General features: G+C 69.7%; 22 protein-coding genes. 9 read left to right on the top strand and 13 right to left on the bottom strand.

What is annotated here, in order from left to right; all coding sequences use genetic code 11:
- Window positions 1-25: 25 nt before the first annotated feature.
- The 3 genes from KOI35_RS01505 to KOI35_RS01495 form a co-directional block, all read right to left on the bottom strand.
- Entirely contained in the window at window positions 26-628 is a 603-nt protein-coding gene (locus KOI35_RS01505; RefSeq protein ID WP_215784155.1) for a Uma2 family endonuclease, read from the bottom strand.
- A 62-nt stretch (window positions 629-690) separates the two neighbouring features.
- Window positions 691-2,253: a signal recognition particle protein gene (ffh, locus tag KOI35_RS01500; RefSeq protein WP_215784154.1), complete on the bottom strand. Its 1,563-nt coding sequence runs from the start codon at window positions 2,251-2,253 to the stop codon at window positions 691-693.
- A gap of 66 nt (window positions 2,254-2,319) precedes the next feature.
- Complete coding sequence (locus KOI35_RS01495) at window positions 2,320-2,550, bottom strand: hypothetical protein (protein ID WP_215784153.1); 231 nt, start codon at window positions 2,548-2,550, stop codon at window positions 2,320-2,322.
- A gap of 146 nt (window positions 2,551-2,696) precedes the next feature.
- Here KOI35_RS01495 and KOI35_RS01490 point away from each other — a divergent pair, with 146 nt between their 5' ends.
- The 3 genes from KOI35_RS01490 to KOI35_RS01480 are packed head-to-tail and all read left to right on the top strand — an operon-like array spanning window position 2,697 to window position 6,027.
- Window positions 2,697-4,319, top strand: a complete 1,623-nt coding sequence (locus KOI35_RS01490) for a stealth family protein (RefSeq protein ID WP_308120731.1) — start codon at window positions 2,697-2,699, stop codon at window positions 4,317-4,319.
- On the top strand, window positions 4,316-5,557 hold the full coding sequence (locus KOI35_RS01485) for a nucleotide sugar dehydrogenase (RefSeq protein WP_215784152.1): 1,242 nt from the start codon (window positions 4,316-4,318) through the stop codon (window positions 5,555-5,557). Before KOI35_RS01490 ends, KOI35_RS01485 begins: the two co-directional genes overlap by 4 nt.
- Window positions 5,558-5,571: 14 nt before the next feature.
- Window positions 5,572-6,027 (top strand): NUDIX hydrolase, encoded by a 456-nt coding sequence (locus tag KOI35_RS01480; RefSeq protein WP_215784151.1) that lies wholly within the window; start codon window positions 5,572-5,574, stop codon window positions 6,025-6,027.
- Here KOI35_RS01480 and KOI35_RS01475 read toward each other — a convergent pair.
- On the bottom strand, window positions 6,005-6,673 hold the full coding sequence (locus KOI35_RS01475; protein ID WP_215784150.1) for a TetR/AcrR family transcriptional regulator C-terminal domain-containing protein: 669 nt from the start codon (window positions 6,671-6,673) through the stop codon (window positions 6,005-6,007). The two genes, KOI35_RS01480 and KOI35_RS01475, sit on opposite strands and share 23 nt — an antisense overlap.
- A gap of 68 nt (window positions 6,674-6,741) precedes the next feature.
- Between KOI35_RS01475 and KOI35_RS01470 the strand changes: the two genes are divergently transcribed.
- The 3 genes from KOI35_RS01470 to KOI35_RS01460 are packed head-to-tail and all read left to right on the top strand — an operon-like array spanning window position 6,742 to window position 8,358.
- Window positions 6,742-6,927, top strand: a complete 186-nt coding sequence (locus KOI35_RS01470; protein ID WP_215784149.1) for a hypothetical protein — start codon at window positions 6,742-6,744, stop codon at window positions 6,925-6,927.
- Window positions 6,927-7,880, top strand: coding sequence for a quinone oxidoreductase family protein (locus tag KOI35_RS01465; RefSeq protein WP_215784148.1), 954 nt, complete (start codon window positions 6,927-6,929; stop codon window positions 7,878-7,880). The genes KOI35_RS01470 and KOI35_RS01465 overlap by 1 nt, the downstream gene beginning before the upstream one ends.
- Before the next feature lie 10 nt (window positions 7,881-7,890).
- Window positions 7,891-8,358: an SAM-dependent methyltransferase gene (locus KOI35_RS01460; RefSeq protein WP_215784147.1), complete on the top strand. Its 468-nt coding sequence runs from the start codon at window positions 7,891-7,893 to the stop codon at window positions 8,356-8,358.
- A gap of 284 nt (window positions 8,359-8,642) precedes the next feature.
- Here the strand turns inward: KOI35_RS01460 and KOI35_RS01455 are convergent, their stop codons facing one another.
- The gene (locus tag KOI35_RS01455; protein ID WP_215784146.1) at window positions 8,643-9,035 is read right to left on the bottom strand and encodes a hypothetical protein; all 393 of its coding nucleotides are present in this window, start codon (window positions 9,033-9,035) and stop codon (window positions 8,643-8,645) included.
- Between the two features lie 64 nt (window positions 9,036-9,099).
- On the opposite strand from KOI35_RS01455, the gene KOI35_RS01450 reads away from it, so the two are divergent.
- Window positions 9,100-9,681 (top strand): nitroreductase family protein, encoded by a 582-nt coding sequence (locus KOI35_RS01450; RefSeq protein WP_215784145.1) that lies wholly within the window; start codon window positions 9,100-9,102, stop codon window positions 9,679-9,681.
- Here KOI35_RS01450 and KOI35_RS01445 read toward each other — a convergent pair.
- The 7 genes from KOI35_RS01445 to KOI35_RS01415 are packed head-to-tail and all read right to left on the bottom strand — an operon-like array spanning window position 9,648 to window position 16,320.
- Window positions 9,648-10,133 (bottom strand): DUF1877 family protein, encoded by a 486-nt coding sequence (locus tag KOI35_RS01445; RefSeq protein ID WP_246612478.1) that lies wholly within the window; start codon window positions 10,131-10,133, stop codon window positions 9,648-9,650. The two genes, KOI35_RS01450 and KOI35_RS01445, sit on opposite strands and share 34 nt — an antisense overlap.
- 2 nt (window positions 10,134-10,135) lie before the next feature.
- Complete coding sequence (locus KOI35_RS01440; protein ID WP_215784143.1) at window positions 10,136-10,534, bottom strand: VOC family protein; 399 nt, start codon at window positions 10,532-10,534, stop codon at window positions 10,136-10,138.
- Window positions 10,519-12,252 (bottom strand): FAD-dependent oxidoreductase, encoded by a 1,734-nt coding sequence (locus KOI35_RS01435; RefSeq protein WP_215784142.1) that lies wholly within the window; start codon window positions 12,250-12,252, stop codon window positions 10,519-10,521. Before KOI35_RS01435 ends, KOI35_RS01440 begins: the two co-directional genes overlap by 16 nt.
- Window positions 12,245-14,080 carry a maleylacetate reductase and hydroxyquinol 1,2-dioxygenase domain-containing protein gene (locus KOI35_RS01430; protein ID WP_215784141.1) on the bottom strand — a complete coding sequence of 612 codons (1,836 nt, stop codon included), beginning with the start codon at window positions 14,078-14,080 and terminating at the stop codon, window positions 12,245-12,247. The genes KOI35_RS01435 and KOI35_RS01430 overlap by 8 nt, the downstream gene beginning before the upstream one ends.
- 40 nt (window positions 14,081-14,120) lie before the next feature.
- Window positions 14,121-15,005: a helix-turn-helix domain-containing protein gene (locus KOI35_RS01425; RefSeq protein WP_308120730.1), complete on the bottom strand. Its 885-nt coding sequence runs from the start codon at window positions 15,003-15,005 to the stop codon at window positions 14,121-14,123.
- 15 nt (window positions 15,006-15,020) lie between these two features.
- Window positions 15,021-15,383 (bottom strand): GtrA family protein, encoded by a 363-nt coding sequence (locus KOI35_RS01420; protein WP_215784139.1) that lies wholly within the window; start codon window positions 15,381-15,383, stop codon window positions 15,021-15,023.
- Window positions 15,370-16,320 carry a glycosyltransferase family 2 protein gene (locus KOI35_RS01415; RefSeq protein ID WP_308120787.1) on the bottom strand — a complete coding sequence of 317 codons (951 nt, stop codon included), beginning with the start codon at window positions 16,318-16,320 and terminating at the stop codon, window positions 15,370-15,372. The genes KOI35_RS01420 and KOI35_RS01415 overlap by 14 nt, the downstream gene beginning before the upstream one ends.
- Window positions 16,321-16,441: 121 nt before the next feature.
- On the opposite strand from KOI35_RS01415, the gene KOI35_RS01410 reads away from it, so the two are divergent.
- On the top strand, window positions 16,442-17,662 hold the full coding sequence (locus tag KOI35_RS01410; protein ID WP_215784137.1) for an MFS transporter: 1,221 nt from the start codon (window positions 16,442-16,444) through the stop codon (window positions 17,660-17,662).
- A gap of 66 nt (window positions 17,663-17,728) precedes the next feature.
- The gene (locus tag KOI35_RS01405) at window positions 17,729-19,972 is read left to right on the top strand and encodes a putative bifunctional diguanylate cyclase/phosphodiesterase (RefSeq protein WP_215784136.1); all 2,244 of its coding nucleotides are present in this window, start codon (window positions 17,729-17,731) and stop codon (window positions 19,970-19,972) included.
- Here the strand turns inward: KOI35_RS01405 and KOI35_RS01400 are convergent.
- Window positions 19,926-20,606, bottom strand: a complete 681-nt coding sequence (locus KOI35_RS01400) for a hypothetical protein (protein ID WP_215784135.1) — start codon at window positions 20,604-20,606, stop codon at window positions 19,926-19,928. The two genes, KOI35_RS01405 and KOI35_RS01400, sit on opposite strands and share 47 nt — an antisense overlap.

The following is a 20,606-nucleotide window of genomic DNA, read 5'->3' as shown; positions in this document are numbered from 1 at the left end:
GACAGTCCTACCCGAGGTGGGGGTATCAGCGCTCAGGCGGGGTGTCAGCCAGAAGCATCCGCCGGCGATCGTTGAGGGCCGGAAGATCGACCGTCACCGGGAACGGCACGTCGGTCGTGAAGGCCTGGTGGGTCTCGGTCACGAGCGAATACTGCTCGTCCGGCCCGAGCCGGAACACCGCGAGAACGATGCCGTCCGAATGGAACGGATCGAGCACCCAGTAATGCGGCAGCCCGGCCTTCGCCAGCATTCGCGGCTTGGAATGCAGGTCACGAATGGTCGAGTCGGGCGAGATGACCTCGATGGCCAGCACGGCCGCCTCTACCGGAACGGGGCTGACGCTGACCAGCTTCCGGTCGATCACGACTACATCCGGTCGTGGCTCACGACTCGCATCGATCCGCACCGAGAGGTCGGTGACCACCATGAGTTCCGGCGGACAGCCGGCCTCGAGCATCAGCAGCAGCCGGACAGCCAGGTCTTGGTGAATCGGGGTGGGAGACGGCGACACCACGAGCCTTCCGTCGATCAACTCGTAACGAAGATCCTTCGGAAGGCTCGCCAGGTCGTCGACGGTCCAGTCCTGCTTCTCATCCAGCAGGCTCGGCAGCTGCAGGGCCGCAGTCATCGGGACCTCCTCAGGGGGTGTCACGAGCCTACTGTACCCATGCCTAGATCACCAATCTGCGGTCAGCGCTTGTCCTTGTCGTCCTTCTGCTGCTTCATCAGCTTGTTGAAGTCGAGATTGGGCAGGTTGAAGCCGCCCCCGGCGCCGCCCAGCGCGTTCGGGTCGAGGCCCGGCGGCAGCTGCGGCATGCCGCCCGGGAAGCCCGCGGGAAGACCCCCGCCGCCACCACCCGTACGGGGACGGTTGTTTCCGCCTTTGGTGCCCTTGCGCTTGTTCTTGGGGCTCTTGGTGGCCTTGCGCCGGTTGCCGCCGGGCAGGCCCATCATGCCGCCCATCTGCTTCATCATCTTCTGCGCGTCGGCGAAGCGGTTGAGCAGCTGGTTGACGTCCATGACGGTGACGCCGGAGCCGTTGGCGATGCGGGCGCGGCGGGAACCGTTGAGGATCTTGGGGTTGGTGCGCTCGGCCGGGGTCATCGAGCGGATGATCGCGGTGACCCGGTCGAAGTGGCTGTCGTCGAGCTCGGCCAGCTGGTCCTTCATCTGGCCCATGCCGGGCATCATGCCCAGGATGTTGGCGATCGGGCCCATCCGGCGCACGGCGATGAGCTGGTCGAGGAAGTCTTCGAGGGTGAAGGACTCGCCGGCAAGCAGTTTGCCGGTCATCTTCTCCTTCTGCTCGTCGTCGAAGGCCTGCTCGGCCTGCTCGATGAGCGTCAGGACGTCACCCATGCCGAGGATGCGGCTGGCCATCCGGTCGGGGTGGAAGAGGTCGAAGTCTTCGAGCTTCTCACCGGTCGACGCGAACAGGATGGGCTGGCCGGTGACGTGCCGGACGGAGAGCGCGGCACCGCCGCGGGCGTCGCCGTCGAGCTTGGAGAGCACCACGCCGGTGATGCCGACGCCGTCGCGGAAGGCTTCGGCGGTCTGCACCGCGTCTTGGCCGACCATCGCGTCGATGACGAAGATGACCTCGTCGGGGTCGACCGCGTCGCGGATGTCGCGGGCCTGCTGCATCATCTCTTCGTCGATGCCGAGACGACCGGCGGTGTCGACGATGACGATGTCTTTGGCGGTGCGCCGGGCGACCTCGATCGAGTCTTTCGCGACCTTGACCGGGTCGCCGACGCCGCTGCCGGGCTCGGGCGCGTAGACCTCGACGCCGGCCCGGGTGCCGACCACCTGCAACTGGTTGACCGCGTTGGGACGCTGCAGGTCGGCTGCGACCAGCAGCGGCTGGTGGCCCTGGCCCTTGAGCCAGCGGGACAGCTTGCCGGCCAGGGTCGTCTTACCGGCACCCTGCAGACCGGCCAGCATGATCACCGTGGGTGGCTGCTTGGCGAACTGCAGCCGCCGGTTCTCGCCACCGAGGGTGTTGACCAGCTCCTCGTGGACGATCTTGATGATCTGCTGGGCCGGGTTGAGCGCCTGGGAGACCTCGGCCCCGCGGGCGCGCTCCTTCAGGTTGAAGATGAAGGCCTTGACCACGGGCAGCGCGACATCGGCCTCGAGCAGTGCGAGACGGATCTCGCGGGCGGTGGCGTCGATGTCGGCGTCGGTGAGCTTGCCCTTGCCCCGGAGCTTGGTGAAGATCCCGGACAGACGGTCACTCAAAGTGTCAAACACGGCAAGACTTCCCGTTGGTCAAGAGAGTGGGTCGATGACCGCAAGCCTAGCCGCCCGCGCTGACGCTTACCGGTTCCGCATCCGGTACGTCTTCGCGGCCGCCTCGATCCGCCGCTGCGTGCGGGTGCCGGGAGCGATCTCCTTCTTGACCTTCGTGTAGACGTAATAGCCGCCGGCGATCGCCAGGGCGCCCACGATCAGGTAGAACAGCGCCGGCCCGATCAGCGAGCTGACCACCCAGCCGACCACGACCACACCGGCGATCAACGCAACCAGAAAAGCGATGGCCTTGCCCATCTCGGCCTCCCCGAGTCGAAGCTTCGGCCTCCACCATGACTCACCCGGGCAACCTCCCGCATCGGTGACAACCCTGAGCCCGAGTCCGAATTGCCCGTATATCACCGATTCGCCGCCGAGGAGGGACGCCACGCAACTTCTTTCCGGTGACCCGAGTTGAGCGGTTCGTGCGGATCCTCAGCCTGACCCCCTGGCCTGTGCGGCGACGTCTGCTCAACCAGATGCAGCGCCGGCTCCTGCCCCTGGTGAGCGAGAGCCGGCGCCTGCGGATCGCCCGGCGGCTGGTCCCACTGGGCTCGCGCCGGGAGGCCTCCACGGCGCCCGACCCGGCTACGGCCCGCCGGGAGAACCTCGACCGCACCCTGGACACCCTGACCAGCGCCGGCGTCGACTGGTTCCGGATCCCGGTGAGCTCGCTGACCAACACGGGCGTGGCCGTCGACGAGCGCGACCGGGCCCGGGCCATCGCCGCGCTGTCCGGAGGGAACGCCCGGTTCGAGCGCGTTGTCCCGGGCCGCGTCCTGCGGGTCAGCTGGCCCGGGGCGGGAAATCCGGCGTACGGCTGCGAAATTGAGTTCTGGCGGCGCGAGGGCGAGACGCTGGCCGGACCGCGCAGCAACCCGGTGGCCGATGTGATCGCGGCCGACGAACCCGAGATCGTGGTCGCCGAGCCGGTGTTCGGCCCGTTCGGCTCGCCCGGCTCGCCCCGCCGCTATCGCACCCGCGAGGTGTTCACGATGGTCAGCCCCGACCGGGTCGCGTTCCCGATCGACGCCGTCTACACGTGGGTCGACGGCAGCGATCCGGCCTGGCGCGCCCGCAAACTCCGGGCGCTGCGCGAGAACGGCTGGGTGGCCGGCACGAACGAGCAGGCGGCCAACGACTCCCGCTTCCACTCGCGGGACGAGCTGCGCTACTCGTTGCGCTCACTGCACGCGTACGCACCCTGGATCCGCCATGTCTATCTGGTCACCGACGGTCAGATACCGGCCTGGCTCGACACCACGCGCCGTGACCTGACCGTGGTCACCCACCGCGAGATCTTCGGCGGCACCGGGCGGCTGCCGACCTTCAACTCGCAGGCCATCGAGTCGCGCCTGCACCGCATCCCGGACCTGTCCGAGCATTTCCTCTACCTCAACGACGACGTCTTTCTGGGCCGGCCGGTCGCGCCCGAGCTGTTCTTCACGCCGGGCGGGCTGACCCGCTTCTTCCCGTCCGGCGCGCTGGTCAGCTCGGCGCCGCGCACTGCGGCCGACGCCCCCGCCGACTCGGCCGGCAAGAACAACCGCCAGCTCATCCAGAGCGCGTTCGGCCGGGTGCTGACCCGCAAGATGAAGCACACGCCGCACCCGTCGCGACGCAGCGTGCTGGCCGAGATCGAGCAGCGGTTCGCGGGCGAGGTCGAGGCGACGGCCGCGCACCAGTTCCGCCACCCCGACGACATCGCGCTGCTGTCGTCACTCCAGCAGTACTACGCCTATCTCACCGGCCGCGCCGCCCCCGGCCAGATCAGCTATCTCTACACCGATCTGGCCGACCCGGCGACCCCGTTCCACCTGGCCCGGCTGCTGCACCGGCGGCACCTGGACGCGTTCTGCCTCAACGACACCGCCTCCGGGCCGGACGAGATGGCCGAGCAGGCCGCCATGCTGGCCGAGTTCCTGCCGGCCTATCTCCCGGCACCATCACGCTGGGAATCACCACCAAGATCAACCCCTTCCCCTCGTACGCCGGTAAGTGCGCTCCGTCCGGTGGAGGCTCGATGAGATACGACGTCGTCATCCTCGGGCTGGGCTACGTCGGACTGCCGCTCGCCCAGCAGGCCGTGCGGGCCGGACTGTCCGTGCTCGGATACGACGTGCGCGCCGACGTGGTCGCCGCGCTGGCCGCCGGCCGGTCCCACGTCGACGACCTGACCGACGCCGACATCGCGGCCATGTCGGCTTTCACACCGACCACCGACGAGACTCTGATCGCCTCGTGTGACGCCGCGGTGATCTGCGTGCCGACGCCGCTCGCCGAGGGTGACGGGCCCGACCTGACCGCGGTGCGCGGGGCCGTCGCGGCGATCGGGCGCAACCTGCGGCCGGGCATGCTCGTGGTGCTGGAGTCGACCACCTATCCGGGCACCACCGACGAGGTCGTACGGCCGTTGCTCGAATCGCTCTCCGGGCTGACCGCGGGCGTCGACTTCCATCTGGCGTTCTCGCCCGAGCGCATCGATCCCGGCAATCCGGTGTTCGGCGCGCGCAACACCCCCAAGGTGGTCGGTGGATTCAGCCCGTCCTGCACTGACCGCGCCGCCGAGTTCTACGGGCGATTCGTCGACACCGTGGTCCGTACGAGAGGAACCCGCGAAGCGGAAACCGCGAAGCTGCTGGAGAACACCTACCGGCATGTCAACATCGCGCTGGTCAACGAGATGGCCCGGTTCTGCCACGAGCTCGACATCGACCTGTGGGACGTGATCCGCGCCGCGTCCACCAAACCGTTCGGCTTCCAGGCGTTCTATCCCGGTCCCGGAGTGGGCGGGCACTGCATCCCGATCGACCCGAACTACCTGTCGCACAACGTCCGCAGCCGGCTCGGCTACCCGTTCCGCTTCGTGGAACTGGCCCAGGAGATCAACGCGACCATGCCGTCCTATGTGGCCCGTCGCGCCCAGAACCTGCTGAACGCCGACGGCCAGGCCGTCCACGGCGCGTCGATCCTGCTGCTGGGCGTGACCTACAAGCCGGACATCGCCGACCAGCGGGAATCGCCGGCTGCGCCGCTGGCCCGGCACCTGCAGTCGCTCGGTGCAGCGGTCACGTTCCACGACCCGTACGTGCGGGATTGGATCGTCCCCGGCACCGACGATGTGCTGGGTGCGGTGGCCGCGGCCGACCTGGTGATCCTGGTGCAGAACCATCGCGCGTACGAGGTGGATCGGCTGGCCGCCGTGGCCAAGCGCTTCTTCGACACCCGCGGTGCGACGACCCATCCGGAGGCACACCGCCTCTGACCTATGCTCCCGGCATGTCCTACGTGGAGAGACTGCGCCCGCTGGTCGGCCACGAACCGCTGGTGGTCGCAGCGGCCGGTGTGCTCGTCCGGGACGACCGCGGGCGCATCCTCCTGCAGCAGCGCTCCGACGACCGCACGTGGTGCATCCCGGGTGGTGCGGTGGAACCGGGTGAGCGGCTCGAGGAGGCCGCCCGCCGGGAACTCCGGGAGGAGACCGGCCTGCTCGCCGGCGAACTGACGCTGCTGATGGCCCGATCGGGTCCGGAGTGTCTCCTGGTCTATCCCAACGGGGACCAGTGCCAGGTCATCTCGGTGACCTACCGCGCCGAGTCGTGGTCAGGGCGGCTCGACCGGGCCGACCCGGAGACGGTCGACCTGCGGTTCTTCGACCTGCGCGGGCTGCCGGGGATGAACGCCTTCAACCGCGCCCTCTTCGACGATCTGGCTACCGGCGGTCACCTGCACTGACCACGGCGCCCGCGATGACCACATCGAGACAGTCGCGGAACAGGTCGTCGACCGTGCGGCCGGGATGGAAGTAGTCGGTGATGGCGGCGACCACCGTCGGGTGCTCCGCGGTGAACGCGTTGAGGTCGAAGTCTTTCAGCGCCGCCGCGTCGGGCCGGGCGGCCTGCTCCTCGAGCACGTGGCCGACCGTGAACCGCTCGACGGTCAGGACGATCACGCGGGCCTGCCGCAGCGGGATGCCCTGTGCGACCAGCGTGCTCATGGCCTGCTCGGAGATCGCGGCCATGGTGCGGGAGAGCTGCGCCGACGAGACGACCCGGGCGCCGTCGGGATGGGCCAGCAGCGCCCGGCGTAGCCGCTCGGCCAGGCCGGTCAGCCACTGCGGCCAGGGCTGATCCTCATCTTCGCCGCCTGCGGCCGTCGCCTCTTCTTCCTTGCCGCCTGCGGCCGTCGTCGCGAATTCCTGATCGAGGATCGCGTCGGCGATCGCGGTGACCAGGGCCGCCTTGTTCGGCACGTGCCAATACAGCGTCGGGGACTGCACCCCGAGCCGAGCGGCGAGTTTGCGCGTGGTCACCGCGTCGAGACCTTCGGCGTCGAGCAGGGCGACGGCCTCGGTGACGATCCGCTGGCGGTCCAGTGCCAATTCGGTACCTCCCGCCCGCACTCTATCAGTGCTAGATTCTCCCTATCACTGATAGAGAGGACTCCCCGATGAGCTTCAGCCACCGTCTGCACCAGGCGATCCATCGCATCCCCGGCGTTCCCGCGCATGCCGAGCGGCCGTCCGGGCACCAGGGCACGGCGTTCCGTTCGCCGACCCATGCACCGCCCGGCCCACCCCGGTTCCTGCCGGGCTGGCAGCGCCGGATAGCGGCGTTGTTCGGCCGGGAGGTGTGATGAAAGCGGCGGTCCTGCACGAGATCGGCGGCGTGCCACGCTACGAAGACTTCCCCGATCCGGTGGCCGGCGACGACGAGGTGCTCCTCGACGTACGGGCGGTCGCGGTCGAAAACGTCGACAAGCTCATCGCGGCAGGCACCCATTACGCGAGCCGGCACTATGTCGACCAGTTGCCCGCGATTCCCGCCTTCGACGGCATCGGCGCATTGCCCGACGGCACTCTCGTCGGGTTCGGCAATCCCCGCCGCCCCTACGGCGCTCTCGCCGAAAAGACCGTGGTGGCCAAGGGCGCCTACATGCCGCTCGCCGACGGCATCGACCCGGCGACCGCGACCGTGCTGGGCACCGCGATCACCGCCATGTCCCTCAAGACCGCGGCCGGCTTCGTGCCGGGCGAGACCGTACTCGTGCAGGGCGCCACCGGGGTCGCGGGCCGCCTGGCCGTGCGGGTGGCCCGCCTGCTCGGCGCCGGCCGGATCGTCGCCACCGGCCGCGACGACGACCAACTGCGAGAGGTACGAGCCCTGGGCGCCGACGCGGTGCTGAACACCTCCGCGCCGGACGAGGAACTCGAGCGGGCCTATCGCGAGGCCGGGGCCGACGTCGTGCTCGACTACCTCTGGGGCCGGCCCACCGAGATCCTGCTGCGAGCGCTGGTCCCACGGTCGTTCGCCTTCCCGAAACCGACCCGCCTGGTCCAGATCGGCGAGTCGGCCGGGGCCGCGCTCACGGTTGCGGCCGAGAGCCTGCGCACCTCGGGGGTCGAGATCTACGGCGCGGCCCGGCGGCTCGACGCCGCAACCATGCAGGAGTTATACCGCCAGGTCGTGGCATGGACGCTGTCCGGCGAGCTGACCTTCGATCTGGTGCGGGTTCCGCTGAGCGACATCGAGACCGCCTGGCAACGCACCGACCTGCGCGGCCGCCGTTTGGTGGTGGTTCCCGGCTAGCCTGCGGACCATGCCCAGCTTCGAGATCACTTCCATCGGTACGGTCCGGAACGAGCGCACCGACATCCAGCACTCGGACAACTGGGGCGCCGTCCGCAGCACGATCACTGTGGACGAGCGCTTCGGCGACGCGTGCCTCCAGGGGCTGGAATACTTCTCGCACGTCGAGGTGCTGTTCGCCTTCGACCAGTTCCCCGAGGGCGGCGACTTCCGCGAGCCACGCCCTTACCGCGGCCGAGCCGACCTGCCGCCGGTCGGCATTTTCGCCACGCGCGGCCCCCGCCGCCCCAACCGCATCGGCGTAACCTGCTGCAAGATCGAGGCCGTCCAGGGCCGAGACCTGACCGTAATCGGCCTGGACGCGGTGACCGGCACCCCGATCATCGACATCAAGCCGATGATCCTCGAATTCCTCCCGGCCGACGCCACCCAGCCCGACTGGGTCAGCGACCTGATGTCGCAGTACTTCAAGCCCTGAGCGTCCCACCCGGCGAACGTCAGAAACGCGGCCGGCGGGCGGACCACCGATCGCGGCGTGGGCGACGGAGATTGGGCGGTGTGCAGGAACCGCTGCGGGCGTCTTCGCTGGTGCAGGGCTTGGTGCAGGCCCATTCGCCGATGCGGGCGCAGTGCTTTGTGGCCGGTAGAGGTGGGCTTTCGTCACGGTGATGCCGCGTCCGTGGATGCGAGGACCTCCAGGGTGCGGTGTGGAACTGCCGCAAACGCCACGGCACCCGGAGGTCCTCTACCAAACGGCCGTGGTCAGGGCGCCGAGAGCCGGCGGTCTTCGACGTGGATGACCGTCAGCTCGTGGCCGTCGCGGTCGCGTTTGGATCGGCCGGTCAGGCCTACGACTAGGTCACTCGGCGGTGCCTCGACCTCGTCGGGGGCGACGAAGGTGAGGACGTCGGGGTGGTGGCTCCAGACCACCCAGCCGGGAACCTTTTCGAGCTCGATCGTGCCGAAATCTCCGGACGCCGACCCCGCGTGCACCGGACCGTATTCGCCGAGAATCGCCGTCGCGGCGGCCGCCAGATCGCCGTCGGGCGGGTCGGGCAGCACGACGCAGGTGTGGTGGGCGAACAGCACCCACGACTTGTTCTCGCCCTCGATGACCTGTCGCCAGATCGCGGCCTGGTTGTCCTCGGTCGCCATGAATACGCGACCTCCCCTCGTGTCAGTGCCGGGAAGTATGCCGTTCGCGTACGACACTTTCGGGGTGGACGATGACCTGATCATGCCCGGGTTGCATCCGCTGCTGGCCACGCGCTGGAGCCCGGCCACGTTCGACCCGGCGCACGAGGTGGAAGCGGCCCAGGCCGAACTGCTCGTGGAGGCGGCACGCTGGGCCCCGTCGGCGGGTAATTCGCAGCCGTGGGCGTTCATCGTGGGCCGTCGCGGCGACGACACCCATCGACGGCTGGTGCGTCACCTGGCCGCCAGTTCCGGCCGCTGGGCGCCGTCGGCCGGCATCCTCGTGGCCAACCTGGCCCACCGCTACGTCGAGGGCACCGACTGGGAGTATTCCGAGTTCGCCCAGTACGACCTGGGCCAGGCGGTCGCCCACATGACGATCCAGGCCCAGGCCCTCGGGTTGTCGGCCCGGCAGTTCCGCGCTTTCGACCGCGACGCCCTGGCCGCCGAGTTCGACGTCCCCGGTCACTGGGAGGTCACCACCATGTCGGCCTTCGGCCGCGGCCCGGCTCGCGAAAATCCCGAGCCGGCCCGCGAGCGACGCCCGATCGGCGAGCTGCTCTGGACGGACTCTCAGGCGGCCCAGAAGACCGTGCATTCGCCGTGATCGGCGGCTGTCCGGTAGAAGGCGGTCAGGTCGTCGTATCGGGGCGCCAACCGGGACCGGTAGGACTCGACCTCGTCGTCGGGGAACGTCGGCGTCACTACTGGTGACTCGTAGTCATGGTCGACCCGCACGGTGTCGCGCTCGACCAGGGCTCCGCGCAGATGCGGGACGTGGACGGCGAACGGCGTCTTCTCCAGCGTCGCCGCAGCCTCCGCTACTTCGTTCGGCTCCAGAGACAGCGCGCCGGAAAACGGGACACCGGGGGAGCCGGACCGGAACGGGTTGACCCGGAAGCCGGCCGCCGTGAACAGGGGCCCGAAGAGTTTCCACTCCCAGTCGAGTTCGAGGCGTTCCGGGCCGTCGAACGATGTCGCCCGGTCATAGGCGGTGGACGGGTCGGCCCGGATCTCGTCCCGTAGTTCCGGTGAGAGCCGAATGAGGTCACCGAGCATGCTCACGGGGCCACGCAGAATTCGTTGCCCTCGGGGTCGGCCATCACGATGTGGTGGCCCTCGAAGACGGCCAGGACGCTGCCGCCCGCGGCCACCAGTTCGGCCGACTTGGCCTCCACCCCGGACCACTGGCCGGTCCGGATGTCGAGGTGCAGGCGGTTCTTGGCCGTCTTGGGCTCGGGCACGTCGAGCAACGACAGCCGCGGCCCCACCCCGGACGGGTCTCGCAGCCAGGCGCCGCCACCCGTCGACGGGTCTTCGCCGAACGACGCCACCCACTCCGCCCGCGTCGTGAACGGCGCGGGCGGTGGCTCGTCCTCGTAGCCCAGTGCCAGCTTCCAGAATTCCGCCAGCGACTCGGCGTCGCGCGTGTCCAGGGTCAGGTCTACGTGGAAGGCCATAGGACGGACCTTATTGCGGCGCCCAACGTCGCCGCGGGATCGGCCGCCAGTTCGGCGCTGCGGAAGCAGACGTAGTTGTCGGGGCGTACCAGCACGCAGCCCGAGTCGCCGACCTCGCGCAGCCGGGCCCAGTCGCCGTAGATGTCCTCGTACTCCTGGCCCGGGCCGATCAGCACCGGGACGATGTCGAGGGCGGCCGCGGCGGCGACCCAGGCCTCACCGCCGAGACCGGTGAACAGGGTGAACCGGCCCTGCCCGCCGAGGTCCAACGTAGACAGTCGGGTGCGCCCCGACCCGATCCACGCGTGCGGCAGCTTGGCGCCGGGCCACGTGGTGGCGTGGTGGTAGAGCTCGTCGTCGCGCGGGTTGACCGGCATCGGCGTGCCGTCGTGGATCACCGCCGACGAGGCGTACCGCTGGTTGAGCTCGACGCCGTGGGTGTTGAACTCGTAGTTCTTGAACTCGATGGCCTCGCGCAGGGCCCGCCGCTGCTTCTCGGCCGCGGGGGTGGAGAGCTTGCGCGCGTCCATGTTGCGCCGCAACTGGTCCGGGTCTTCGGTCGAGAGCATGCCGAGCGCCTCGAAGATGCGGGACGTCTCGCCGATGCTGCGGTTGGCCCGGTCGACGATCTGCCGGCCGACCGGGGCGCGTTCGGCCGAGTAGGAGTCGAGCAGGCCCGGCGAGGCCTCCCCGGCCAGCACCGCGCGTAGTTTCCAGGCCAGGTTGTACGCGTCCTGGATCGACGTGTTGGAGCCCAGCCCGTTCGACGGTGGGTGCCGGTGCACGGCGTCGCCCATGCAGAACACCCGGCCGCTCTGGTACGTCTCGGCGTACAGGTGGTTGACCGTCCACGCCGACGACGACTTGATCGTGACCGGCACCGTGTCGTCGCCGATCAGGTGGTGGGCGATGCGGCGGGCGTAGTCCTCGGTCAGGTCCGGTGGTTCGCCGTTGATGTCGTAGCCCCACACGATCAGCCACTCGTGCCACGGCCGGACGCAGCGGACCAGTCCCATGCCGATGCCGCCGACGTCGGATCCGGTCTGCAGCACCCAGTAGAGCGTGCTCGGCCGATGGGCGGTCAGGTGGGTCAGGTCGGCCTCGAAGACGATGTTGATGCTGCCGGCCACGCCCATCTGCCCGACCATGGGCAGCCCGATGTCGGCCGCAACCTGGCTGCGCCCGCCGTCGGCACCGATCAGATATTTCGCTCTGATCCGATACGTGTCGCCCCGCAGCCGGTCACGAACGGTAGCCACCACCGAAGACGAGTCCTGCTGGAGAGACAGATACTCGGTCTGGTAGCGCAACGACGTTCCGCGCGCGACCGCACTGTTGAGAAGCACCGGCTCAAGAAGGTGCTGCGGCATGTCGCAGATCGCCGACGGCGACGCCAGTGCGTGATCGGCCATTCGGGACGGGTGCGTGTACCAGGTGTGCAGCCGGCCCAGTTCCTCGCCGGCCAGGCTCGAGCAGAAGACCGTGTCGCCCATCAGGTGCTGCGGCGTGGCCTGGGCGATCACCTGATCCTCGATGCCGGCGTCGCGCAGCACCTCCATCGTGCGCTGGTTGGTGATGTGCGCCCGCGGCGTGTCCGAGAGGCGGCCGTATTTGGTGACGACGATGTTCGGTACGCCGTACGTGCTCAGCAACAGCGCGGCGGCCCCACCGGCCGGCCCGCTGCCGACGATCAGGACATCGGTCTCGACATCAGGCATGGTCAGCCCCCAGGCGGAAGGTGAACTCGACGGAATCGGTGAACTCGACGATCAGATCCGGCTTGACCCCGAACACCGCGTCCGAGTCGAGATAGGCGCCGCCGGCCACGAAGAGCTGCGTGATCAACTGTCGGAAGCCGGGCGCGTTGATCATGAAATGCAGATGCGGGGCCCGGTACGGATGCCGCCCGGTCGCCCGCAGCATCTGCCCGACCGGCCCGTCGTCCGGGATCGGGTACTCGGACGGCCGGATCGTCCGGAACCACAGCCGGCCGTCGGAGTCGCTGCGCAGCCGGGCCCGGAGCACCGGTCCTTCGAGCTCGGGCAGCTGCACGTCGTAGAAGCCGTCCTCATTGGACTGCCAAACATCAACCACGGCTTCCCGTACGGGCTGCCCGCTGAGGTCGACGATCCGCACGTCGACCCGCAGCGGCGCGCCCGGCAGTCCCTCGGCCAGGTCGGTGCCCGACGGCACGGACGGTGGCCCCTCGACGTAGAACGGCCCGAGCACGGCCGACGGCGTGGTGTCGGGCGACCGCGAGTTGGTCAGCAAGTCGACCGCGCTGGAGATGCCGAGAGTGTCGCTGAGCAGCACGAACTCCTGCCGTGTGGGGGTGCACATCTGGCCCGTACGGGAAAGGAAGTCGATTGCGCCTTTCCATTCGTCCTCGGTGAGGTCGTTGTCGGCCACGAATCCGTGCAGCCGCCGCACCAGATCGCCCAGCAGCTGCGCGAGCCGGGGATCGCCGCCGAAACTCGCCACCACCTCGTCGGTCAGCCACCCGATGTCCGGCCGCCCGGGCGGCCGCTCGCCCCGCCACGCCTCCCCGAGAACCGACCGAACACCCGCCGCCGACAGCGGACGAGGATTCGGGTAGGGCTGCGCGGTCGCCAGCTCGGCGGCCGCGGCCAGATCGGCTTCCGCCAGCCCGAGCGACGCGAGCGAGAGGGGCGCGCCGAGACGGGCGGCGAGGTCGAACACCGCGGCCGGGGCATCAGCGACCCCCATGGCCGCGGCAATCCTGGGCATCGCCGGCGAGGAAGCGTTGTAGGCCATCACATGCGGCAACACGACGGCGTGGGTCTCCGCGTGCGGCAACCCGAACGAACCGCCCAGGATGTGACAGAGCTTGTGATGGACCCCCATCTCGACCGCACCCAGGCACATGCTCGCCAGCCAGGCCCCGGCCAGCAGATCCGCGCGGGCCTCGAGATCGCCGGGACGGGCCGAGACGACCGGGAGCGCGCGCGAGATCCGCGCGACGGCGTCCAGTGCGAACGCGTCGACGGCCGGATTGGCCTGCGGCGAATACAGCGCCTCGACCGCGTGCGCCATCGCGTTGAGCCCGCTGGTGACCGAGAGCCCGACCGGCAGCCCGAGGGTGAGCTCGACGTCGTAGACGACGGTCTTCGGCACGAGGGCCGGGTCGCGGCGGGTGGTCTTTTTCCCGTACGCCGTCTCGCCCAGCACCGGCGTCATCTCCGAACCCGCGTATGTGGTCGGCACGGCGATCTGCGGCAGCCCGGTGCGCGCGGCGAGCGCCTTGCCCAACCCCGTACTCGATCCGCCGCCGACTGATACGAGGCAGTCGACTCCGTCCGTACGGGAAAGGGCTTGCTCGGTGATTTCTACCGGTGTGTGCATGGCGACATCGGGAAAATGCGCGACGGTCAGCGACCCCAGCGCGCTCAACGACCGTCCGGCGCGATCGCCCAGCAGCAGCACGCGGCTCGCCCCGAGGCGCGTGACCTCGTCACCCAGCCGGGCCAGCGTCCCCGCCCCGAAGATCACCCGCGAGGCGTGCGCGGTGTATTCGAAGGACTCCACCGGCCCAGTGTCCGCGCGGCCGGCGTTCAGCTTCCTGCATCTACGCGCTGCACGAAACGCGCATCGCGGCCGGCGTCGTGCCCAGGTGCGCCCGCAGCACCCGGGTCAGATGTTCCTGATGCGAGAAGCCGCAGCGCTGGGCCACCTCGGCGATCGGCATCGACGTGCCGCGCAGCAACCGGCCGGCCGCGTCGACCCGGCGCTGGATCAGATATTGATGCGGTGACAGTCCGGTGCGCGCCTTGAACTGCCGCCCGAACTGGCTCACGCTCAGCCCGGTCACGGCCGCCATCTCGCGCAGCGGCAGCGACTCACCGAGCCTTTCCTCGACCATTTCCCGTACGCGCCGGAATTGCCGCTCGGTCAGCCCGCCCCGCCCGCCGTGCACCGCCGGAGCGACGGGCCGCCCGCCCACACTGTGCTGCCGGGCCAGCTGGGCCGCGAGCGCGTACCCGAGATGATCCACATAGGTGCGGGCCGACGGTTCCCAGTCGCGCATCACCCCGTCGAGGGTCAGCATCAGCTGCTCGACCAGCGGGTCGACCGTGCCCAGTTCCTCGGCCAGTTCGACCGGCTCGTCGTCGCAGGCCGCGCTCAGCAGCTCGTCGGTCAGATAGGCGTGCACGGTGTCGAGCGCGCCGCCGAGCTCGACGGTCAGCTCCTTGCCGGCCGGGTGCACGAACAGCCCGCCCGGCGGCACCGTCCGTGAACTGGTCAGCCCCAGATGCCCGCGACGCACCGTGACCGGCCCGTTGAGGTGCAGGATCACCAGGTGGCTGGGCGCCCCGCCGAAACTGGCCTGATACGGCTGCTCACTCTGCGTCGACACGTAGAGCTGCTCCCAGCCCAGGCCGCGGCTGGTGCGGTCGGGGTGGACCCAGGGCAGCCGGAGGATGCCGTTGGTGTCCTGGACCGTGAGCTCCACCACACGACCATGACATCAAGGCACGCGGAAGGTCCAGTGCGAGTTCAGCGCGTAGTTGACCACCGGGATCACGACCAGCGCCACGCCCTGCACCAGCACGTAGGGGCCGTCGAGCGTCATGATCGCGGCGTTGAGTGCTCCGGCGACCGCCGTGACGGCCAGGAAGCGCGGGCCCGTGCGCAGGTGGCCGGTCGTCGAGCCGAAGACCCAGGTCCTTTGCAGCCCGTACGAAATGAGAATGCTCGCCACGAATCCGACACTCGACGCGACCGCGGGCCGGACGTCCAGCCCCTCGGCCAGCAGCAACCCGACGCCGAGGTGGGTGAGTGCGCTGGCGCCGCCGCTGATCGCGTATCTGACCAGTTCAGCGCTCCGCACGGGCCCACTGCTCGGGGACGGTCGTCTCGGCGAAACCGTCCGCCGTCTCCTGCACGAGATAGCGCGGCCGGCCGCGGACCTCCTCGTGGATGCGCGCCAGATACTCGCCGATCACACCCAGGCCGAGCAGCAGGAACGTGCCCATCACGAGCAGCAGCAGGATCACGGTCGGGAAGCCGGCCACCGAGTCCCCGCCGATCCACCGGATCAGCGTCTGCGCCCCCAGCAGCACGGCGAACCCGGCGAAGGCCAGCCCGACCATCGTCACCAGATGCAGCGGCGCCGACGTGAACGAGGTGAGCCCGTTGACCGCGAGCCGGAACAGCGAGCGGAACGTCCACCGCGTACGGCCGCCCTCGCGCTCGTCGATGTCGATCTCGATGGTGCTGCGGCGGAAACCGATCCAGCTGCTCGTACCGCGGAAGAACGAGGAGTGCTCGGGCAGGCGCAGCAACGCCTCCAGGGCGGGCCGCCCGAGCAGCCGGAAGTCGGTCGCGTCGACCAGATCCACCTGGGTCAGCCCGGTGAACGCCCGGTTGAACAGCCGCCCACCGAGCCGCCCGATCAGCCCCTGCCCGGTGCGGTTGCGCTTGACCGCCTCGACAACTTGAGCGCCTTCCCGCCAGCGCCGGACCATCTCGGGAATCACGTCCGGCGGGTGCTGCAGATCGGAGTCGATGACCACCACGGCCTCGCCCGCGGCATGCTCGAGCCCGGCCAGCACGGCGGCTTCCTTGCCGAAGTTACGCGACAGCTGCAGGCCACGGACCCGCTTGTCCATCGTCGCCTGCTCGACGACGTGCTGCCACGAGTTGTCGGTCGAGCCGTCATCGACCAGCACGAGCTCATACGCGAGTCCCGCCCCGGTGAGAACCTCGGTGAGCCGCCGCACGAAGCGGGCCACCCCAGCACCCTCATTGAAGATCGGCGCGACCACAGAGATCAACGGGCTCGATACGGTCACGCTCGCCCAACGACCACACGCGCGCAAAAGTTACAAAGTGTCGTACTCGGGCGGCATACTTCCCGGCACTGACACGAGGGGAAGTGCGTACTGGATGAGTGCCGCCTTCACGGGCGTGACCGACGAGGGATGGCGGCGGGATTTCCGGTGGCGCTGGGCCGCGTTCGCGACCAGCGAGGCCGGGAGCGCACTCGGATACTCGGCCCTGCCGATTGTCGCGGTGCTGGTGCTCGGGGTGTCGGATTTCCGGGTCTCGCTGCTGAACGTTCTGGCCGGCGTCGTGAGCGCTCTGCTGGCGCTGCCGATGGGTCCGTGGATCGAGCATCGCCGCAAGCTGCCGGTGATGGTGGCGGCGGATCTGATGCGGTTCGTGGTGATCGTGTCGATCCCTGTGGCCGCGCTGCTGGGCGTTCTCAGCTACTGGCAGTTGTGCCTGGTCGCCGTCGTGCAGATGGTGGCTCGTCTGGCGTTCGATTCGGCCGGGGTCGCGCAGTTGCGGACCCTGGTGCCGGTCGAGCATCGGGCGGCGGCCAACGGCCGGTTCGAGACGACGCTGTGGACCGCGAACTCGGTAGGCGGTCCGGCCGGTGGTGTGCTCATCTCGTGGCTGGGCGCCACGGTCACGATGGCTTTCGACGCGGTCAGCTTCCTGGTCTCGGCGCTTCTGCTGCGCCGGCTGCGGACGAGGGAGCCGGAGCCGCCGGCGCGGTCCGCGGAGCATCACTGGGCGCGTGACATCACCGCGGGATGGCGTTACCTCCTGCGGCATCGGGGGCTGGCCGCCCTGTTCTGGAACTCGATCATCTTCGGGGGCTGCATCACGGCCCTCACCCCGCTGCTGACCGTCCTGATGTTGCGCGATCTGGGCTTCGCCGCCTGGCAGTTCGGGCTGGTCGGCGGCCTGTCCGGGGTGGCCGGGATCCTGGGGTCGATGCTGAGCGGCCGGCTGGGCGGCGGGCATCGGCTCCTGCTGATCGCCGGGGTCGGCCGCAACCTGTGGATGGGGCTCATCGCGTTCGCGCCGGCGTCGACGACCGGGCTCGTCATGATCGCCGCCTCGGAGTTTCTGCTGGTCTTCTTCGCCGGCATGTTCAACCCGCTGTTCGCCACCTACCGGATGAACGCCACCGACGACGCGCACACGTCACGGGTGGTACTGGCGTGGTCGATCACCAACAAGACGGTTCAGCCGGTCTTCATCGCCGTCGCGGGCGCGCTCGCCGCCGCGACCAGCGTCCGTACGTCGCTGATCGTCCTGTCCGTGGTGCTGCTGCTCGGTATCCCGCTGCTGCCATGGCGAAAAGAAACACGATGACCCGAGAACGTCACTAACGGCGCACCAAGCGCTCATCCGCTCGCGCAGGGTGCCGAACGGGAGGGTGTGCGAGGCAGAACCGGTTGGCTGGGCTGGCCCGCGGCCGCCACGGCCGTGTTCCTGGTCTACGTGCTGCTGGCCGGCGACCTCCAGCGCTCGGCGCTCGGCTCGCTGACCAGCCTCGTCACGTCGGTCCTGGCCGTGGTCATCGTCCGGCGCCGCCGACCGGCCGACGCCCGGCTCTGGTACGTGCTGGTCGGCGGCCTGATCGTCTGGGCCGTCGGCGACCTGATCACCCTGTATCACGCGGCCGTGCTGCACGCGCTGCCGTTCCCGTCGTGGGCCGATGCCTGCTATCTGGGGGCGTACCCGCTGCTCATCGGTGGCCTGTTCGGCCTCAGCCGGCCGCCCCGGCAGCGCAGCCTGGCCGGCCTCCTGGATTTCGCGGTGATCGTGACCGGGGTCGGCCTGGTCTACTGGGTGTTCGTCATCGCGCCGATCGCCGACGAGCCGGGCATGCCCGAACTGGTGCGCCTGGTGCTGATGGCCTACCCGACCACCGGCCTGCTGCAGATCGCGGTGACCCTGCCGATGGTGCTGCGGGTCGGCGGGCGCTCCCCCACCCTCTGGCTGCTGACCATGTGCAGCCTGGCCGGGATGCTGGGCAACGCCGGGTATTCGTTCCTGCCCCCGGACAGCTTCCTCGCCGACGTGTCGCTGGGGTTGTTCCTGTTCGCGTACATCTGCATTCCCGGCGCGGCCCGTTACGCGCCGACCACGCCGATCGAGACCGACGAGCTGACCCAGGAACGGTTCGGCCGGGCCCGGCTCATGTTGCTCGGCGTCTCCACCCTGCCGGTGCCGGTGGTGCTGCTCCTGCAGGGGCTGCGGGAGCCCGCGCACGTCAGCTGGCTGCCGGTCGCGGCCGGGTCGATCCTGCTGTTCGCCCTGGTGCTGGCCCGGTTGTCCGGTTTCGTGGCCACCGTGCAGCTGCAGTCCCGGCAGCTCAAAGACCTGGCCATGCGGGACGACCTGACCGGGCTGCCCAACCGGCGACGGTTCGAGCTGCGCCTGCGCGAGGCGATGGCCGGCGGACAGGTGCAGCTGGCCCTGCTCGACCTCAACCGGTTCAAGGACGTCAACGACCGGTTCGGGCACGCCACCGGCGACCGCATGCTGGCTGTGGTCGGCGCCCGGCTGGCCGGGGCGGTGCGGCACGCCGACCTGGTGGCCCGGCTCGGCGGCGACGAGTTCGCGGTCATCGTGCGGAACGCCGATCCACCGGCGATGGACGGGACGATCGAGCGGCTGCTCGCCGTGCTGCGCCGCCCGGTCGAGGTCGACGGGCACGAGATGCTGATGACCGCGGCCGTGGGCTCGGCCGGCAACGAGGGCACCGAGGACCCGTACGAGGTGCTGCGCCGGGCCGACGTCGCCATGTACGTGGCCAAGGCGAGTACCGAACGTGGGCATCTGCGCTACCTGCCGCAGATGGACCAGGACGCGGGCGAGCAGGCCCGGCTCGGCGCCGAGATGCGGACGGCGCTCGACGAGGGCCAGTTCCGGGTGTTCTACCAGCCCATCGTGTCGCTGCCGGAGGGCCGGATCGTGTCGGTCGAGGCCCTGGTGCGCTGGGATCATCCCGTACGCGGGTTCGTGAGCCCGGCCGAGTTCATTTCGGTGGCCGAGCAGAACGGCCTGATCGTCGAGCTCGGCGAGTGGATCCTGCGGGAGTCGTGCGCGCAGGCGGTGGCCTGGCGGGACGCGTACGGGGAAAAGGCTCCGCAGCGGATGAGTGTGAACGTGTCGGCCCGGCAGCTGGCCGAGCCCCGTTTTCCCGAGCTGGTCGCCTCGGTGCTGGCGTCGAGCGGGCTGCCCGCCGCGGGCCTGGTGGTCGAGGTGACCGAGACGGCGGTGTTCGGCGGCGGGCGGACCGTGCAGGCCGTCAACGAGATCCACGCGCTCGGCGTGCGGATCGCGCTGGACGACTTCGGCACCGGGCACTCGTCGCTGACGCTGCTGCAGACCGTGCCGGTCGACATCCTCAAGGTCGACAAGTCGTTCGTCGACAACATCACCATGGCCGGCCGGCACGCGGTCATCGCCACCGCGCTGATCATGGTGAGTGACGGTCTGGGGCTGATGGCGGTGGCCGAGGGGGTCGAGACGGCCGAGCAGGCGGCCGAGCTGCACCGGCTGGGCTACCGGCTGGCCCAGGGCTACTACTTCGGCAAGCCGTCCCCGGAGCCGGAGTTCGACGCCGTCAACGAAGCAGTTCGGCCAGGGTCGGCGGTGCGGCCCGGTCGATGATGATGGTGCGGACCGAGCCGTGATCCCGATAGAGGCGGGACAGGCGCTCGGAGAGCACGTCCTCCCACGACCGGTCCGGGCGGTGCCGTTCCCAGGTGGCCCGGTCGGGCAGATATTCGATCAGGATGCCCAGGTCGCGCAGCAGACCGAAGGACGAGCAGTCGGTCATCACCACCGGGCGGTGGTCGGGTGACACCTGCAGGCGCTGACGCAACGTCAGCACGAACTCCCGCACCGCGTCGAACTCCAGACCGATGACCACATAGAGGTGCACCGGCGGGGTCGGCTCGGCCGCGATCGGCGGGCCGGCCGGCAGGGCCAGAGCGGGGGTCGTCCGGGGCGCGGGCCGCAACCGGCGCAGCGCCGAGCGGGCCAGCCGGGGCGTGGCCCGGACCGGGTTCTTGAGCAGGGCCAGCAGAGCCGCCCCGATCCGGTAGGACTCGCTGCGCCGCAGGCGGTCGGCCCGGCGGCGCTCCCGGTCACGCTCGCGCTGCAGCTCGTCGATGCGGTGGCGTTCGGTGACCAGGCGGGATTCCAGCATCCGGAGACGGCCGGCCATCGCGGCCAGTTCCCAGCGGGCCCGCTGGGAGTCGAGGGGGTCACGCGTGACGGGCACCAGTGCGGTCTCGGGCAT

Origin of the sequence: Paractinoplanes bogorensis (genome assembly GCF_018829635.1) — a bacterium.
GTDB lineage: Bacteria > Actinomycetota > Actinomycetes > Mycobacteriales > Micromonosporaceae > Actinoplanes > Actinoplanes bogorensis.
Note: the sequence above shows the minus strand (reverse complement) of the source record. Positions and strands in the feature narration are given on the sequence as shown.

Bases quoted from the DNA above. Each gene is read 5' to 3' on its own strand.
- KOI35_RS01505 (WP_215784155.1), bottom strand. From the start codon at position 628: ATGACTGCGGCCCTGCAGCTGCCGAGCCTGCTGGATGAGAAGCAGGAC.
- KOI35_RS01495 (WP_215784153.1), bottom strand. From the start codon at position 2,550: ATGGGCAAGGCCATCGCTTTTCTGGTTGCGTTGATCGCCGGTGTGGTC.
- KOI35_RS01485 (WP_215784152.1), top strand. From the start codon at position 4,316: ATGAGATACGACGTCGTCATCCTCGGGCTGGGCTACGTCGGACTGCCG.
- KOI35_RS01480 (WP_215784151.1), top strand. From the start codon at position 5,572: ATGTCCTACGTGGAGAGACTGCGCCCGCTGGTCGGCCACGAACCGCTG.
- KOI35_RS01470 (WP_215784149.1), top strand. From the start codon at position 6,742: ATGAGCTTCAGCCACCGTCTGCACCAGGCGATCCATCGCATCCCCGGC.
- KOI35_RS01465 (WP_215784148.1), top strand. From the start codon at position 6,927: ATGAAAGCGGCGGTCCTGCACGAGATCGGCGGCGTGCCACGCTACGAA.
- KOI35_RS01460 (WP_215784147.1), top strand. From the start codon at position 7,891: ATGCCCAGCTTCGAGATCACTTCCATCGGTACGGTCCGGAACGAGCGC.
- KOI35_RS01455 (WP_215784146.1), bottom strand. From the start codon at position 9,035: ATGGCGACCGAGGACAACCAGGCCGCGATCTGGCGACAGGTCATCGAG.
- KOI35_RS01445 (WP_246612478.1), bottom strand. From the start codon at position 10,133: ATGCTCGGTGACCTCATTCGGCTCTCACCGGAACTACGGGACGAGATC.
- KOI35_RS01440 (WP_215784143.1), bottom strand. From the start codon at position 10,534: ATGGCCTTCCACGTAGACCTGACCCTGGACACGCGCGACGCCGAGTCG.
- KOI35_RS01435 (WP_215784142.1), bottom strand. From the start codon at position 12,252: ATGCCTGATGTCGAGACCGATGTCCTGATCGTCGGCAGCGGGCCGGCC.
- KOI35_RS01410 (WP_215784137.1), top strand. From the start codon at position 16,442: ATGAGTGCCGCCTTCACGGGCGTGACCGACGAGGGATGGCGGCGGGAT.
- KOI35_RS01400 (WP_215784135.1), bottom strand. From the start codon at position 20,606: ATGCCCGAGACCGCACTGGTGCCCGTCACGCGTGACCCCCTCGACTCC.